Origin of the sequence: Marinomonas sp. CT5, assembly GCF_018336975.1 — a bacterium.
In the GTDB taxonomy this organism is placed as follows: Bacteria; Pseudomonadota; Gammaproteobacteria; order Pseudomonadales; family Marinomonadaceae; genus Marinomonas.
Genome location: NZ_CP025572.1, coordinates 2,799,742 through 2,815,170, shown reverse-complemented (window position 1 = coordinate 2,815,170; position 15,429 = coordinate 2,799,742). Strand labels below are relative to the sequence as shown.

The window sequence follows — 15,429 nt, the reverse complement described above, 5'->3', positions numbered from 1 at the left end:
AATTTAAAGTGGGAGATCAAAAGGTGTACCTGTCTCCCATCATAGATCTTTTTAATCGAGAAGTAGTCAGTTACGAAGTACGCCAATCGGTGAAATTATCTTTAGTCACAGATATGTTGAAGAGTGCGATAAACAAGTTAGGTCAGCATGAGAAGCCGATCGTTCACTCAGACCAAGGTTGGCAATACTAGAATAAACAATATCAACAACAGCTTAGAGAAAAAGGGTTAACACAGAGCATGTCGCGCAAAGGGAATTGTTTAGATAATGCGGTTGCCGAAAATTTTTTCGGTATACTGAAAACGGAAATGTTCCATAATGAGGTGTTTAAAAATGCCGATGACCTTATTGAGCAAATCAAAGAATACATCGATTACTATAACAACGAACGAATTAAGCAGAAACTAAAAGGTCTGAGTCCGATTGAATATCGAAATCAGACCTTACTAGCTGCTTAGAAATGAGTCCAACTTTATGGGGTCACTTCAAATCGCGGTTTTTTATCTTCTAATTATTTAGAAATAGGGAGGTACTATTTGCTAGGATAATCGCGTTCAGGTTGACCAACATAAAGCTGACGAGGTCGACCGATTTTGTAAGGCCCACTGATCATTTCATTCCAATGAGAAATCCAGCCAATTGTACGAGACATGGCAAAAATCACAGTAAACATACTGGTTGGGATGCCAATAGCTTTCATGATAATGCCAGAATAGAAATCAACGTTAGGATAGAGCTTACGTTCAACGAAGTAAGGATCTTCTAATGCGATCTGCTCAAGGCGTTTAGCAATCTTAAGCAATGGATCGTTGGACTGTCCCAATTCTTCCAGTACTTGATCACATGTTTCACGCATAACTTTTGCACGTGGATCAAAGTTTTTATAAACACGATGACCAAATCCCATCAGTCTAAATGGGTCATTTTTATCTTTTGCTTTTGCTATAAATTCGTCAATGTTTTCAACATCGCCGATTTCTTCCAGCATTGTCAGAACGGCTTCATTTGCACCGCCATGAGCAGGTCCCCACAGAGTGGCGATGCCAGCAGCGATACAAGCAAATGGGTTGGCGCCTGATGAGCCTGCTAAACGCACGGTAGATGTTGATGCGTTTTGCTCGTGATCTGCATGAAGTATGAATATGCGATCCATTGCTTTGGCGAATACAGGATTGACTTTGTACTCTTCGCAAGGGGTGGCAAACATCATGTATAGAAAATTTTCAGCATAAGATAAGTCGTTACGTGGATACATAACTGGCTGATCTTTAGAATACTTATAGCAAATTGCAGCTAAAGTAGGCATTTTGGAAATTAGGCGGAACGCTGCAATCTCACGATGTTTGGCGTTATTAATATCCATATGATCTTGATAGAAAGCAGACAGTGCTCCAACTAGACCACACATAATGGCCATTGGGTGAGCATCATTTCGAAAGCCTTCAATGAATTTGTGCATGGATTGGTTGACCATTGTGTGCTTGCCAACGGTTTTTTCAAACTCTTCCTTTTCTGCTTTGCTAGGAAGCTCTCCGTAAAGTAATAAGTAACATGTTTCTAAATAGTCTGAATGTTCTGCAAGTTGGGCTATAGGGTAGCCGCGATGCAAAAGGATGCCTGCGTCGCCATCTATGTAAGTAATAGAGGATTCACAAGAGCCGGTAGACATAAATCCTGGATCGTATGTGAATACACCGTTGGCACCTAAGCCTCGAACGTCTACAACATCAGTGCCTAAAGTACCTGAAAGAACAGGAAGTTCGATAGATTTATCGATCCCATCCACTTTGAGTATCGCTTTTTTATCAGCCATTTATGGTCTCCTTCGTATTCTGATTCGGAGTTAGTTGTGTTTTTTGGACACTAACTAGCTCAGAAGGTGCGCAAAAAATACTGTCTCTGGCCTATAAAATCAATCTTGTTCACTTTCACTCTATTTACATAATGGGTGGGGATTTTGTAATTATCTGACAAAAACGCAATAGATGATAAAGTCAAGTTTGATGTTTTTTGTTTTTATCTAATTGAAAATAAAGGTTTTTTATTGGTTTTTTGATTGTAAGCTTATTGTAATTTTATACCATTATTGTTTCAGCTTATGGTTACATTCATTTGGTGAATGGTGACCATTGAAAACCTCTTGTTCAGTCTATTTGTCTTAGTATTTTTCGCTGGTCTATAATTGCGCCTCAGACGATTTCATTGATTTGTTGATGCTAGTGGATAAAAGAGAGTCGCTTTTAAGCATTTGTTGGCAAATCGATGAGATTTTCAAAGCAGGCCTATGACGTGATTAAGATATCTTTAAATTGAGTGTTTTTTGATCACGTATAGACATTGGGTCGTGATTGACCATTCAATCGATAAAAATGGTGTAAAAAGTCGTGAATAAAAAAAGACCAGTCAACCTTGATATTTCAACAATATCAATGCCCGTCACAGCAATCGTGTCTATTCTTCACCGTGTAACAGGAATTATCCTTTTTGTAGGATTGGCTTTCTTGTTTTATGCGTTCGATCTTTCTTTAGAATCTCAAGAAGGTTTTGATCAGGTGGTGAATGCACTGCAAACTAACTTTCTAGTGAAGTTCGTTATTTGGGGTGTTGTTTCTGCGCTGATGTACCACTTCGTAGCAGGTGTTAAACACTTGTTTATGGATATGGGGTACTTTGAGGAATTAGAAAGCGGACGTAGTGCTGCTATCGCAAATATTGTGATTGCTGCGGTTCTTATTGTATTAGCAGGAGTGTGGATATGGTAACTCAAATCACAAGTTTTGGTCGTTCAGGCCTATATGACTGGATGATGCAGCGCGTTTCAGCTGTTGTGTTGTCGTTATACACTATTTTTATTATTGGTTACTTGCTGCTTAATCCTGATCTTACATACGATCAGTGGAGCGCTTTGTTTGAAGCGACATGGATGCGCATCTTTAGCTTGATGGTGCTTTTGTCTATTGGTATGCATTCATGGATTGGCTTGTGGTCTATATCTACTGACTATATTAAAGCAACTGGTGCTCGTTTCTTTTTTCAATCTCTATGCGGTCTTGTAATGTTTGTTTACATCGTATGGGGTGTTCAGGTTCTTTGGGGGCTATAAATAATGGCAAATATTCGTACTATTTCTTTTGATGCCATTGTTATCGGTGGTGGCGGCGCAGGTATGCGTGCAGCGCTTCAGTTAACTGAGTCTGGTTTGAATACCGCATGTGTTACAAAAGTATTTCCGACTCGTTCACATACAGTATCTGCGCAAGGTGGTATTACTTGTGCGATCGCAAGTGATGATCCAAATGATGATTGGCGCTGGCACATGTATGACACTGTAAAAGGGTCAGACTACATTGGTGACCAAGACGCTATTGAGTATATGTGTTCTGTTGGTCCTCAAGCTGTTTTTGAGCTTGAGCACATGGGGTTGCCATTCTCTCGCACAGAACAAGGGCGTATTTATCAGCGTCCATTCGGCGGACAGTCTAAAGATTTTGGTAAAGGTGGCCAGGCGGCGCGTACGTGTGCAGCAGCTGACCGTACTGGTCACGCTCTACTTCATACTCTTTATCAAGGTAACCTTAAAGGCGGGACGACATTTTTTAACGAATGGTACGCGACTGACCTTGTTAAGAATAACGATGATGCTGTTGTTGGTGTTATTGCGATCTGTATCGAAACAGGTGAAACAGTTTATCTAAAAGCAAAAGCAACTGTTATTGCAACAGGTGGCGCTGGTCGTATCTTCCAGTCTACTACCAATGCTCATATTAATACTGGTGATGGTGTTGGTATGGCGTTGCGCGCTGGTTTCCCAATGCAAGATATGGAAATGTGGCAATTCCACCCAACAGGTATTTATGGTGCTGGTACGCTTGTTACGGAAGGCTGCCGTGGTGAAGGTGGTTACCTAATCAATAAAGACGGTGAGCGCTTTATGGAGCGTTACGCTCCAAACGCGAAAGACCTAGCAGGTCGCGACGTTGTGGCTCGCTCAATGGTTCTAGAAATTCTAGAGGGCCGTGGTTGTGGTCCTGATGGTGATCATGTGTTGTTGAAGCTAGATCACTTGGGTGAAGAAACGTTGAATAAACGTCTTCCAGGTATCTTAGAGCTTTCTCGTACTTTTGCTCACGTTGACCCAGTTAAAGAGCCTATTCCAGTAATTCCGACTTGTCACTATATGATGGGTGGTATTCCAACGAATATTGGTGGCCAAGCGCTGAAGCAAAACGAAGCGGGCGAAGATGTCATTATTGATGGTTTATACGCTTGTGGTGAAGCGGCATGTGTATCTGTACATGGTGCCAACCGTCTTGGTGGTAACTCGCTACTTGACTTGGTTGTATTTGGTCGTGCTGTTGGTTTGCATGTTAAGAAATCTTTGGATGAAGGTTTTGATTCATTGGATGCAGACGATACAAATGTTGAAAAAGCTTTGGTTCGTTTGAATCGTCTAAACGGTACAACAGGTGGTGAAAGTGTTGCTGCTGTGCGTGCTGATCTTCAACGTGTGATGCAGCTTTACTTCGGTGTATTCCGTGACGGTGAAGCAATGCAGAAAGGTTTGGAGCAGCTTAAAGAAATTCGTACACGTGTTGAGAACTTGCACCTTGAAGATAAGAGTCAAGCTTTTAACACCGCTCGTATTGAAGCGCTTGAACTTGAAAACTTATTAGAAGTGGCTGAAGCTACAGCTATTCCAGCTGAATATCGTAAGGAAAGCCGTGGCGCTCATGCTCGTAACGACTTTACTGAACGTGATGATGAAAACTGGTTGAAACACTCTTTGTTCCACCCAGCTGATAAGAAAGTGACTAAGCGTGGTGTGAATTTCGCACCGAAAACGATGGAAGCTTTCCCACCTAAAATTCGTTCATACTAGGGAGTTGTATTAATGTTAGTTAGTATTTATCGTTACAATCCTGAGAAGGACGATGCTCCATATATGCAGGATTATCAAATTGAGTTGCCAGCAGGTAAAGACCTAATGGTGCTTGATGTTTTGAACTTATTGAAAGCTCAAGACCCTAGTATTTCATATCGTCGTTCATGCCGAGAAGGTGTGTGCGGCTCTGATGGCATGAATATGTCAGGTAAAAATGGCTTGGCTTGTATCACGCCGGTATCAGAAGCCGTTAAAAACGGTAAGTTGGTATTGCGTCCGCTTCCTGGTTTGCCTGTTGTCCGTGACCTTGTTGTTGATATGGGGCAGTTCTATAAGCAATACGAGAAAATTCGTCCATATTTGCTTAATGATACGCCAGCACCTGCTATTGAACGTTTGCAAAGTCCTGAAGAGCGTGAAAAACTTGATGGTCTTTATGAGTGTATCTTGTGTGCGTGTTGTTCAACAGCTTGTCCATCATTCTGGTGGAATCCTGATAAGTTTGTAGGTCCGTCAGGCTTGCTGCAAGCTTACCGTTTCTTGGCTGACAGCCGTGATACGGCCACTCAAGAGCGCCTTAGTGATTTGGATGATCCATTCAGTGTTTTCCGTTGTCACGGTATCATGAATTGTGTAAATGTTTGTCCTAAAGGGTTAAACCCAACTAAGGCGATTGGTAATATTCGTACTATGCTTTTACAGAGAGCGACTTAATTATGCTCCGAGTGGTCCGTTATCGTTATATTTTGTGACCACAGAAAGTAGGCGGCTTGACGGTTTGTTCAATGCCGCCATTTTTACATATTCTAATATAGAGAATATAAAGAAAAGAATTTAAAATTCGATCTTTACGAGCAGGGAAGCACTAAGAAAAATCACTAACTCAGTGTTTATGGATTTAGAGGTTTTTGTTTAATAAATGAAAATCTTTTAGTGATTTAGTATTAAACGTAAAAGGGCGAAAGTAGCTGGAAATAAACAAAAAATCGAGGCTTTAATAGCCTTACGGGCCTGATAAAATGATCGATCTAATTTTATAGATTGATACCGGGACCCCGGTAGCTGGCTCGAACATAAGGGTGATCGAGAATGCACGAAAGTTTAATGGAGTTGCTGTGGAGCACCTCTCACTTTTCAGGTGGAAACTTGGAATATGTTGAAGGGTTGTTTGAAAGCTACCTCGTCGATCCGAACTCAGTGTCGGAAGAATGGCGTAAATGTTTTGATCAATTGCCTCGCGTAAGTGAAGCGCAATCAACGGATCTTCCTCATTCTGTAATTCAAGAGCAGTTTCTACAAATTGGTAAGAATAAGTTCCGCTCAATGCCTGTATCTTCAGGTGTGGTGGCTAGTTCAGAGCATGAGCAGAAACAAATCAATGTATTGCAGCTGATTAATGCCTATCGCGTACGCGGGCATCAACATGCAACCCTTGATCCACTAGGATTACAAAAGCGAGAAAAAGTAGCTGATTTAGATATTGGTTATCATCAATTAACGGGTGCCGATTTAGATACACAGTTTAATGTTGGGTCTTTGTTTTTTAACAAAGATTCTATGCAATTAAGTGAAATTGTATCTGAGTTAGAAAAAACCTATTGTGGTAGCGTAGGTTATGAATTTATGCACATTGTTGATACGCAAGAAAAAGCGTGGCTTCAGCAACGTGTAGAGTCTGTTCGCTCTCGCCCAGAATACTCACAAGAAACTCGTGAAAACCTACTTGAGCGTTTAACCGCTGCTGAAGGTTTAGAGAAGTATCTTGCTAGTCGTTACCCAGGTGCCAAACGTTTTGGTCTTGAGGGTGGTGAAAGTTTAATACCTATGGTGAATGAGCTAATTCAACGTTCTGGTGCTCTTGGTGCAAAAGAAGTTGTGATCGGCATGGCTCACCGTGGTCGTCTAAACGTTTTAGTCAATACGCTAGGTAAAAACCCGAAAGACTTGTTTGATGAGTTTGAAGGTAAGAAACTCGTCAATACTTCTGGCGATGTTAAATATCACCAAGGTTTCTCTTCTAATGTGATGACAGCGGGCGGCGAAGTTCATATCGCTCTATCTTTTAACCCATCTCACCTAGAAATCGTTTCTCCTGTAGTGGAAGGCTCGGTGCGTGCTCGCCAAGATCGTCGTAAAGATACAACAGGTAAGACTGTTGTACCTATCTCGATTCATGGTGATGCGGCTTTTGCTGGCCAAGGTGTGGTTATGGAGACATTCCAGATGTCTCAAACTCGTGCTTACCGTACAGGTGGTACCGTTCATATCGTTATCAACAACCAGGTTGGTTTTACAACTAACCGTCAAGAAGATTCTCGTTCCACTGAATATGCAACTGATGTCGCTAAAATGATTCAGGCGCCTATCTTTCACGTGAATGGTGATGATCCAGAAGCGGTGTTATTTGTTACTCAGTTGGCGTTGGATTACCGTTATGAATTTGGTCGTGATGTGGTTATTGACATGGTTTGTTACCGTCGTCGTGGTCATAATGAGACTGATGAGCCTTCTGGTACTCAACCGTTAATGTACAATGTAATTAGTAAATTAAAAACTACTCGTACTTTGTACTCAGATCGTCTCGTAGCTGAATCTGTTGTTACACAAGAAGAATCAGATCAAATGGTTGCTGAGAATCGTGAAGATTTGGATAACGGTCGCCATGTTGCGAAAAGTTTGGTTCTTGAATCTCAAACAGGGTCTTTTGTTGATTGGAAACCTTATCTAGGTGTCGAATGGACTGATGCTGGAGATACGACATATCCATTAGCTAAACTACAGGATGTTGCTAAGAAGTTAACGGCCGTTCCTGATGGTGTTGTAATTCAGCGTCAAGTTCAAAAAATTTACCAAGACCGTGACAAAATGACAGCAGGTGCATTGCCTCTAAACTGGGGGTATGCAGAAACGTTGGCTTTTGCTACTTTGCTTGAGCAAGGTTATCCGATTCGTATTACAGGTCAGGATTCTGGTCGTGGTACGTTCTCACATCGTCATGCGGTCATTCATAGCCAAAAAGACGGAAGTACGTTTATTCCTCTGAAGCATTTGTCCGAAGATCAACCAACATTAGATCTTTATGACTCTTACCTTTCTGAAGAAGCTGTGTTGGCTTTCGAATATGGCTACGCTAGTACTTCACCTAAAGGTTTGGTTATTTGGGAAGCACAGTTTGGTGACTTTGCAAATGGTGCACAGGTTGTAATTGACCAATTTATCACAAGTGGTGAGCACAAATGGGGTCGCCTATGTGGACTAACCATGTTGTTGCCTCATGGTTATGAAGGTCAAGGTCCTGAGCATTCATCAGCACGACTAGAGCGATTCTTGCAGCTTTGTGCTGAATATAATATTCAGGTTTGTGTTCCTACTACACCATCACAAATTTTCCATATTCTTCGCCGTCAAGCGATTCGTCCAATGCGTCGTCCGCTTATCATTATGTCTCCTAAGAGTTTGTTACGTCATAAACAAGCAATTTCAACTTTAGAAGATTTGGCTGAGGGTAGCTTCAAAACGGTTCTGCCAGAATCATCTGAAACAATCGCTGCAGACAAAGTGAAACGTATTGTTCTGTGTAGCGGTAAGGTTTATTACGACTTGATTAATCGTCGTGAAGAGCTAGAAAAAGATGATGTTGCCGTGATTCGTTTGGAGCAATTGTATCCGTTCCCATACGCAGACCTTGAGTCTGAGTTAGAGCAATACAAAAATGTTGAAAGTTTGGTTTGGTGTCAAGAAGAACCGAAAAACCAAGGTGCTTGGCATGCCAATCGTCACCGTATGAATCGAGTATTGGAAAAACTGTACCCAGAATTGAAAATCCGTTTTGCGGGTCGAATTTCGTCTGCTGCTCCTGCAGCTGGTTACATGTCTATCCATGTTGAAGAACAAGAAGCGCTGGTCAACGACGCATTAGTTGGTTAGTACCATAGCCTGTCAGAGAGATAAGGGTATAAAATGAGCATTGAAATTAAAGCACCTACTTTTCCAGAATCCGTAGCAGACGGCACCGTTGCTACTTGGTACAAACAGCCAGGTGAAGCCTGTGCACGTGATGAGCATATTGTTGACATCGAAACAGACAAAGTTGTCTTGGAAGTCGTTGCGCCTGCTGATGGCGTACTAAAAGAGGTTCATAAAAACGAAGGTGACACTGTATTAAGTGATGAAGTGTTGGCTGTTTTTGAATCAGGTGCTAGCGCTTCTGCTGAACCTACTGAAGAGAAGCAAGCAGCGCCTGCAGCAGCTAGTTCTAACACTGCTTCAGAGACATCAGATGTGAAAGCGCCAGTTTTCCCTGAGTCTGTTGCTGAAGGAACGGTTGCTACTTGGCACAAACAAGTTGGTGAAGCGTGTCAGCGTGATGAGCTAATTGTTGATATCGAGACTGATAAAGTCGTTCTTGAGGTGGTAGCACCTGCTGACGGTGTCATTGCTGAAATACATAAAGCCGAAGGTGACACTGTACAAAGTGCGGAAGTGTTGGCGAAGTTTGCTATTGGTGCGTCCGCATCAGGTGCCGATTCTGCGCAAGCTGAGTCAACGGCTTCTGACTCTTCAGTCGAAGGCGATGAAGATAGTGTTGCTGGTCCAGCTGCTCGCAAAGCACTTTCTGAAGCTGGCCTTACTGCTTCTCAAGTGAAAGGCACAGGTAAAGGTGGTCGTATCACTAAGGAAGATGTTGAAACGGCTGTTAAATCTAAATCCGCGGCTCCTGCCGCTACTCCAGCCAAAGCAGCGCCCGCTCCTAAAGCAGCACCAACTTCTACAGCGTTGGGCGAAGAGGGACGTATTGAGAAACGCGTACCAATGACTCGTCTTCGTGCAACTATTGCTAAGCGTTTGGTAGATGCTCAGCAAACGGCAGCACTTCTAACGACTTATAACGAAGTCAACATGGGTCCAATCATGGAGCTTCGTAAAAAGTATAAAGACCAGTTTATGAAGGCTCATAATGGCACTAAGCTTGGTTTTATGTCTTTCTTTGTGAAAGCAGCAACGGAAGCACTTAAACGCTTCCCTGCAGTAAACGCATCAATCGATGGTAATGATATGGTTTACCATGGATACCAAGATATCGGCGTTGCTGTTTCTACTGATCGTGGTTTGATGGTGCCTGTTCTTCGTAATACTGAAGCAATGGGGCTTGCTGATATCGAGTCTGCAATCATGGATTTCGCATTACGTGGTCGTGATGGCAAATTGGGTATGGAAGACATGCAAGGTGGTACTTTTACTATTACTAATGGTGGTACTTTTGGTTCCTTGTTATCTACTCCAATTATTAATCCACCTCAAACAGGTATCTTGGGAATGCACAAAATCCAAGAGCGTCCTATGGCAGTAAATGGGCAGGTTGTTATTCAGCCTATGATGTATTTAGCCTTGTCTTATGATCACCGTATGATCGATGGAAAAGAAGCCGTACAATTCTTGGTAACGATCAAAGACTTGCTTGAAGACCCAGCTCGTCTTTTGCTTGAAATCTAAGTTTTCGTACTAACTTGTTGTATGAATTTAATACTGAGAGGTGCTTATCTAGTACCTCTCAGTCTGACTGAAAATGGGAACTCTTATGTCTGATAAATTTGATGTTGTTGTAATTGGCGGCGGCCCTGGTGGTTATGTTGCCGCTATCCGAGCTGCTCAGTTAGGTTTGAAAACAGCCTGTATCGAAAAATGGTTAGACAAAGACAACAAGCCCCGCCTTGGCGGTACTTGTTTGAACGTTGGCTGTATTCCTTCTAAAGCATTGCTAGATTCTTCACAAAAATACCATGAGGCAAAAGATGCCTTCGGGGCTCATGGTATTAGCATGAATGATGTTGCTATGAATGTAGATACTATGGTTGATCGTAAAGATAAAATCGTAGATCAATTGACTGGTGGCATTTCAGGTCTATTCAAAGCGAATGGTGTAACTAGCTTTGAAGGTTTTGGTAAAGTTCTGGCGAATAAAAAAGTTGAATTTACAGCGCATGACGGAAAAGTTACTGTAATCGAAGCTGAAAATGTTATTTTGGCAACCGGTTCTATCCCAGTAAATATTCCACCTGCACCACGTACTGATGATATTATCGTTGATAACGAAGGGGCTCTAGAGTTTCGTTCTGTACCAAAACGACTTGGAGTAATTGGCGCTGGCGTTATTGGTTTAGAGCTTGGCTCTGTATGGGCTCGTCTTGGTTCTGAAGTAGTCGTACTTGAAGCGCAAGATGCTTTCTTGAGCTTGTGTGACCAAGACTTATCTAAAGAAGCAGCTAAGATCTTTAAGAAACAGAATCTTGATATTCGTCTTGGTGCCCGTGTTACAGGTAGCCAAATTAATGGCGAAGAAGTTGAAGTGACTTACCTAGATAAAGATGGTAACGAGCAGAAGCAAACGTTTGATAAGTTGATCGTTGCTGTTGGTCGTAAGCCATTCACACAAGGTTGTTTTTCAGAAGATTCAGGTGTGAAATTAGACGAGCGTGGTTTTGTGTTCGTTGATGAGCAATGCCGTACATCTGTGCCAGGTGTATACGCAATTGGTGATATCGTACGTGGTCCTATGTTGGCTCACAAAGCGTCAGAAGAAGGTGTGATGGTTGCCGACATCATTGCTGGCCATAAAGCACAAATGAACTATGACTGTATTCCTTCTGTTATCTACACTCACCCAGAACTTGCATGGGTTGGTAAGAACGAACAAGAATTGAAAGCAGAAGGCGTTAAATACAAAGTGGGTAAATTCCCATTTGCAGCGTCTGGCCGTGCTATGGCGGCTAATGACACTGATGGTTTCGTTAAGATAATTGCTTGTGAAGAGACTGATCGCATTCTTGGTTGTCACATTATCGGTGGCCACGCAGCGGATCTGATCGCACAGGCTGTTATTGCAATGGAATTTGGTTCTACTGCAGAAGATATTGCTTTAACTGTATTTGCTCACCCAACAGTAAGTGAAGCGGTTCATGAAGCAGCGTTAGCAGTGGATAACCATGCGATTCATATCGCAAACCGTAAAAAGCGTTAATTAATTAGATTTGCCGGCTTTGAGTCGGCAATTTCTGTCTTAATAGACAGAGCTTATGTCAATCATTCAGATGAGCGGAAGAATCAAATGAACTTACATGAATATCAAGCTAAACAGCTTTTTGCTGAATATGGCTTGCCAGTATCTACAGGATACGCAGTAGACACGCCAGAAGCGGCAGTTGAAGCAGCGAAAAAAATTGGTGGTGATAAGTGGGTTGTTAAAGCTCAGGTTCACGCTGGTGGTCGCGGTAAAGCGGGCGGTGTAAAGCTTGTTGATTCTTATGAAGAAGTTGCAGCGTTTACACAAAACTGGTTGGGTAAAAACCTAGTTACTTACCAAACAGATGCAAATGGTCAGCCTGTTGCTAAGATTCTAGTTGAATCTTGCACTGACATTGCTAACGAATTGTACCTAGGTGCAGTTGTTGACCGTTCTACTCGTCGCGTTGTTTTCATGGCGTCTACTGAAGGCGGTGTTGAAATCGAGAAAGTTGCTGAAGAAACTCCAGAACTTATCCACAAAGCGATTATCGACCCTCTAGTAGGTGCACAGCCTTACCAAGCTCGTGAATTGGCATTTAAATTGGGTCTTAACCCTACTCAAATCAAGCAATTCACTAAAGTTTTCCTTGGTTTGTCTCAAATGTTCCATGATTATGATTTCGCACTGCTTGAAATCAACCCACTTGTTATCACTGATGAAGGTAACCTTCACTGTCTAGATGGCAAAATTGGTATCGACAGCAACGCTGTTTACCGTCAGAAGAAAATGCAAGAGTTCCACGATCCATCTCAAGAAGATGAGCGTGAAGCACATGCTGCTAAATGGGAACTTAACTATGTAGCTCTAGACGGAAACGTTGGCTGCATGGTAAACGGTGCCGGCCTAGCAATGGGTACTATGGATATCGTTAATCTACATGGTGGCAAACCTGCTAACTTCCTAGACGTAGGCGGTGGTGCGACAAAAGAGCGTGTTGCAGAAGCATTTAAAATCATCCTTTCTGATGACAATGTTAAAGCGGTATTGGTTAACATCTTCGGTGGTATCGTTCGTTGCGATATGATTGCAGAAGGTATTATCGGTGCTGTTGAGCAAGTAGGTGTTACTGTACCTGTTGTTGTTCGTCTTGAAGGTACTAACGCAGAGAAAGGCCGTGAAGTTCTAGCTAACTCTGGTCTAGACATCATCGCTGCAACAAGTCTAAAAGACGCAGCTGAACAAGTTGTTAAAGCTGCGGAGGGCAAATAATAATGTCTGTTTTAATTAATAAAGATACTAAAGTAATCTGTCAGGGTTTCACTGGTGGACAAGGTACGTTCCACTCTGAGCAAGCGATTGCTTACGGAACAAAAATGGTTGGTGGTGTTACTCCTGGTAAAGGTGGCCAAACTCACCTAGGTCTACCAGTTTTCAACACTGTGAAAGAAGCGGTTGAGCAAACAGGTGCTGAAGCGTCTGTTATCTACGTTCCAGCTCCTTTTTGTAAAGATTCTATTCTTGAAGCTGCTAACTCTGGTATCAAGCTAATCGTTTGTATCACTGAAGGTGTACCAACGCTTGATATGCTTGATTGCAAAGTTAAGTGTGATGAGTTGGGTGTGCGTCTAATCGGTCCTAACTGTCCAGGTGTTATCACTCCTGGTGAATGTAAGATCGGTATCATGCCTGGTCACATCCATATGCCAGGTAAAGTAGGTATCGTATCGCGTTCTGGTACGTTGACTTATGAAGCGGTTAAGCAAACAACTGATGCTGGCTTCGGTCAATCTACTTGTGTAGGTATCGGTGGTGACCCAATCCCAGGTACTAACTTCATCGACGTATTGGAAATGTTCCAAAACGATCCTCAAACTGAAGCGATTGTTATGATCGGTGAAATTGGTGGTACTGCTGAAGAAGAAGCGGCGGCATACATCAAAGCAAACGTGACTAAACCTGTTGTTTCTTACATTGCTGGTGTTACTGCACCTGCTGGTAAGCGTATGGGCCACGCTGGTGCGATCATTTCTGGCGGTAAAGGTACAGCTGATGAAAAATTCGCAGCTCTACAAGACGCTGGCGTTAAAACTGTTCGCTCTCTAGCGGACATCGGTTCTGCACTTAAAGAGATCACTGGCTGGTAAGTCGTTTTTTCTAAAGTGTGACTGGTTATAAAATCCCTGCTTCGGCGGGGATTTTTTTGTCTGAATAGGTGCAGCTAATGAAGTGTCCATTTTGTTTAAACAATAATGCTTGCAGTCTTAATAATGTAAAGGCCTGTTGGTGTTTTAATATTAAAGTACCTGACGATATGTTGGCGCTAATTCCTTTGCAGAAAAGAGGGTGTGTGTGCATTTGCAGACAATGCATTGAATTTTATTGTGCTGATAGACATGGTTTTTTAAAAGAGTTTAACCTTGTTTTATACGTGGATTAATCGCGGTCAGGCTGTTTATAGATGGGCTTATTTAGAACGAGCTGAATAATAAAATTGTGTTTGTTTTGTTTGAAAGTATTGTGAAATAAAAAAGGCTTGGTTTGTAATGTGTTGGTGATTCGAGATAGAGTAATAGACGTGTCCATTATTGATAAGGAATAAGTATGACTGCTTTAAAGAAAAATTTAGGCTTCTCTCATTTAGCGCGAGGTATTGCAGCAGCGCTACTTATTACTCAAATCACAGCCTGTGGTACTTTGCTTTATCCAGAGCGCCGTGGCCAAACAAATGGCCAAATTGACGTGGGTGTAGCTGCATTAGATGCTATAGGTTTATTATTCTTTTTTGTCCCAGGTGTCGTGGCATTTGGTGTGGATTTTGTTACTGGTGCGATTTATCTGCCTGGTGGTGGTATGGCAAGTTTGACTGAGGATGAGCTGAATTCCATTAAGAATGGGCCAGATTCAATCGATGTTGAAAAGTTTAAAACTGTCATGGCTCAACGAACGGATATTAAACTGCCAAAAGATACTTATACAGATCAATTGAATGTGGTGGCTATGTCATCTACTCAGTCTCTTAAAACCGCAATGAATATGTCTAACCAACGTCTTGCTCTTGCTCAGTAATCTCAATTTAGTATTGGGCCTTTCAATAAAAAGGTGAAACCTTTTTGTAGAGGTCCAATATTTATTATTTTTCTAAACAGGTTTCATAAACCATTTCTTGCATTGCTGCTAGGTCTTGATTTTGTTCTAGTGTTAATTGTTTTACTTTTGTTTTGTGGATTTCCTCCCAGATATTGTCAGCAATGCTGATAGACTCTCCTTTTATTTGAACTATCAGTGCGACATTTTTTTTTCTAACGAGAGCTGATATTTCACTAGGTGAAAATACAGTTACACCAATAACTTGAGTGCGATTATTCCATGGTTCATCGTCAATAAAGGCCGCAATTTCAATAGGCTGCCTTGCGTTTTTGTTCTTGTCTAATAGAGATTTAGATAGGGAGAAACATAGGTAATCTATACCAATGACAATAATTTTTTTCGGTGTGGCTTTACGTTTGAAAAGCCTTTTAGCAAAACTGGTTATTGGTAGGAACAT

At 41.9% G+C, this 15,429-nt stretch carries 14 protein-coding genes and 1 pseudogene; 13 read left to right on the top strand and 2 right to left on the bottom strand.

Annotated features, from left to right (window positions below):
* The coding region (locus C0J08_RS22895) for a DDE-type integrase/transposase/recombinase (RefSeq protein WP_212652424.1) at positions 1 to 191 on the top strand (191 nt) is incomplete at its 5' end.
* Positions 192 to 236: 45 nt separating this feature from the next.
* Positions 237 to 458: pseudogene (locus C0J08_RS22890) on the top strand (transposase); the annotation flags it as partial.
* A gap of 74 nt (positions 459 to 532) precedes the next feature.
* Here the strand turns inward: C0J08_RS22890 and gltA are convergent.
* Positions 533 to 1,813, bottom strand: coding sequence for a citrate synthase (gene gltA, locus C0J08_RS13285; RefSeq protein WP_212652422.1), 1,281 nt, complete (start codon positions 1,811 to 1,813; stop codon positions 533 to 535).
* 571 nt (positions 1,814 to 2,384) lie between these two features.
* On the opposite strand from gltA, the gene sdhC reads away from it, so the two are divergent.
* The 11 genes from sdhC to C0J08_RS13230 all read left to right on the top strand — a co-directional run bounded on the left by sdhC (position 2,385) and on the right by C0J08_RS13230 (position 14,951).
* The gene (sdhC, locus tag C0J08_RS13280) at positions 2,385 to 2,762 is read left to right on the top strand and encodes a succinate dehydrogenase, cytochrome b556 subunit (protein WP_212652421.1); all 378 of its coding nucleotides are present in this window, start codon (positions 2,385 to 2,387) and stop codon (positions 2,760 to 2,762) included.
* Positions 2,756 to 3,103, top strand: a complete 348-nt coding sequence (gene sdhD / locus C0J08_RS13275; protein ID WP_212652420.1) for a succinate dehydrogenase, hydrophobic membrane anchor protein — start codon at positions 2,756 to 2,758, stop codon at positions 3,101 to 3,103. Before sdhC ends, sdhD begins: the two co-directional genes overlap by 7 nt.
* A gap of 3 nt (positions 3,104 to 3,106) precedes the next feature.
* Positions 3,107 to 4,879: a succinate dehydrogenase flavoprotein subunit gene (gene sdhA / locus C0J08_RS13270; protein ID WP_212652419.1), complete on the top strand. Its 1,773-nt coding sequence runs from the start codon at positions 3,107 to 3,109 to the stop codon at positions 4,877 to 4,879.
* Between the two features lie 12 nt (positions 4,880 to 4,891).
* Entirely contained in the window at positions 4,892 to 5,596 is a 705-nt protein-coding gene (locus C0J08_RS13265) for a succinate dehydrogenase iron-sulfur subunit (RefSeq protein ID WP_212652418.1), read from the top strand.
* Between the two features lie 375 nt (positions 5,597 to 5,971).
* Positions 5,972 to 8,809 (top strand): 2-oxoglutarate dehydrogenase E1 component, encoded by a 2,838-nt coding sequence (locus C0J08_RS13260; protein ID WP_212652417.1) that lies wholly within the window; start codon positions 5,972 to 5,974, stop codon positions 8,807 to 8,809.
* Between the two features lie 33 nt (positions 8,810 to 8,842).
* Positions 8,843 to 10,375, top strand: coding sequence for a 2-oxoglutarate dehydrogenase complex dihydrolipoyllysine-residue succinyltransferase (gene odhB / locus C0J08_RS13255; RefSeq protein WP_212652416.1), 1,533 nt, complete (start codon positions 8,843 to 8,845; stop codon positions 10,373 to 10,375).
* An 85-nt stretch (positions 10,376 to 10,460) separates the two neighbouring features.
* Positions 10,461 to 11,900 carry a dihydrolipoyl dehydrogenase gene (lpdA, locus tag C0J08_RS13250; RefSeq protein ID WP_212652415.1) on the top strand — a complete coding sequence of 480 codons (1,440 nt, stop codon included), beginning with the start codon at positions 10,461 to 10,463 and terminating at the stop codon, positions 11,898 to 11,900.
* 87 nt (positions 11,901 to 11,987) lie between these two features.
* A complete protein-coding gene (gene sucC / locus C0J08_RS13245; RefSeq protein ID WP_212652414.1) occupies positions 11,988 to 13,154 on the top strand; it encodes an ADP-forming succinate--CoA ligase subunit beta in 1,167 nt (388 codons plus the stop codon).
* Between the two features lie 2 nt (positions 13,155 to 13,156).
* Positions 13,157 to 14,029, top strand: coding sequence for a succinate--CoA ligase subunit alpha (gene sucD, locus C0J08_RS13240; protein WP_012070484.1), 873 nt, complete (start codon positions 13,157 to 13,159; stop codon positions 14,027 to 14,029).
* Between the two features lie 77 nt (positions 14,030 to 14,106).
* Complete coding sequence (locus C0J08_RS22885) at positions 14,107 to 14,322, top strand: cysteine-rich CWC family protein (RefSeq protein ID WP_212652413.1); 216 nt, start codon at positions 14,107 to 14,109, stop codon at positions 14,320 to 14,322.
* A 164-nt stretch (positions 14,323 to 14,486) separates the two neighbouring features.
* Positions 14,487 to 14,951 carry a hypothetical protein gene (locus C0J08_RS13230; protein ID WP_212652412.1) on the top strand — a complete coding sequence of 155 codons (465 nt, stop codon included), beginning with the start codon at positions 14,487 to 14,489 and terminating at the stop codon, positions 14,949 to 14,951.
* Positions 14,952 to 15,015: 64 nt separating this feature from the next.
* Here the strand turns inward: C0J08_RS13230 and C0J08_RS13225 are convergent, their stop codons facing one another.
* Positions 15,016 to 15,429, bottom strand: coding sequence for a nucleoside-diphosphate sugar epimerase/dehydratase (locus tag C0J08_RS13225; RefSeq protein ID WP_212652411.1), 414 nt, complete (start codon positions 15,427 to 15,429; stop codon positions 15,016 to 15,018).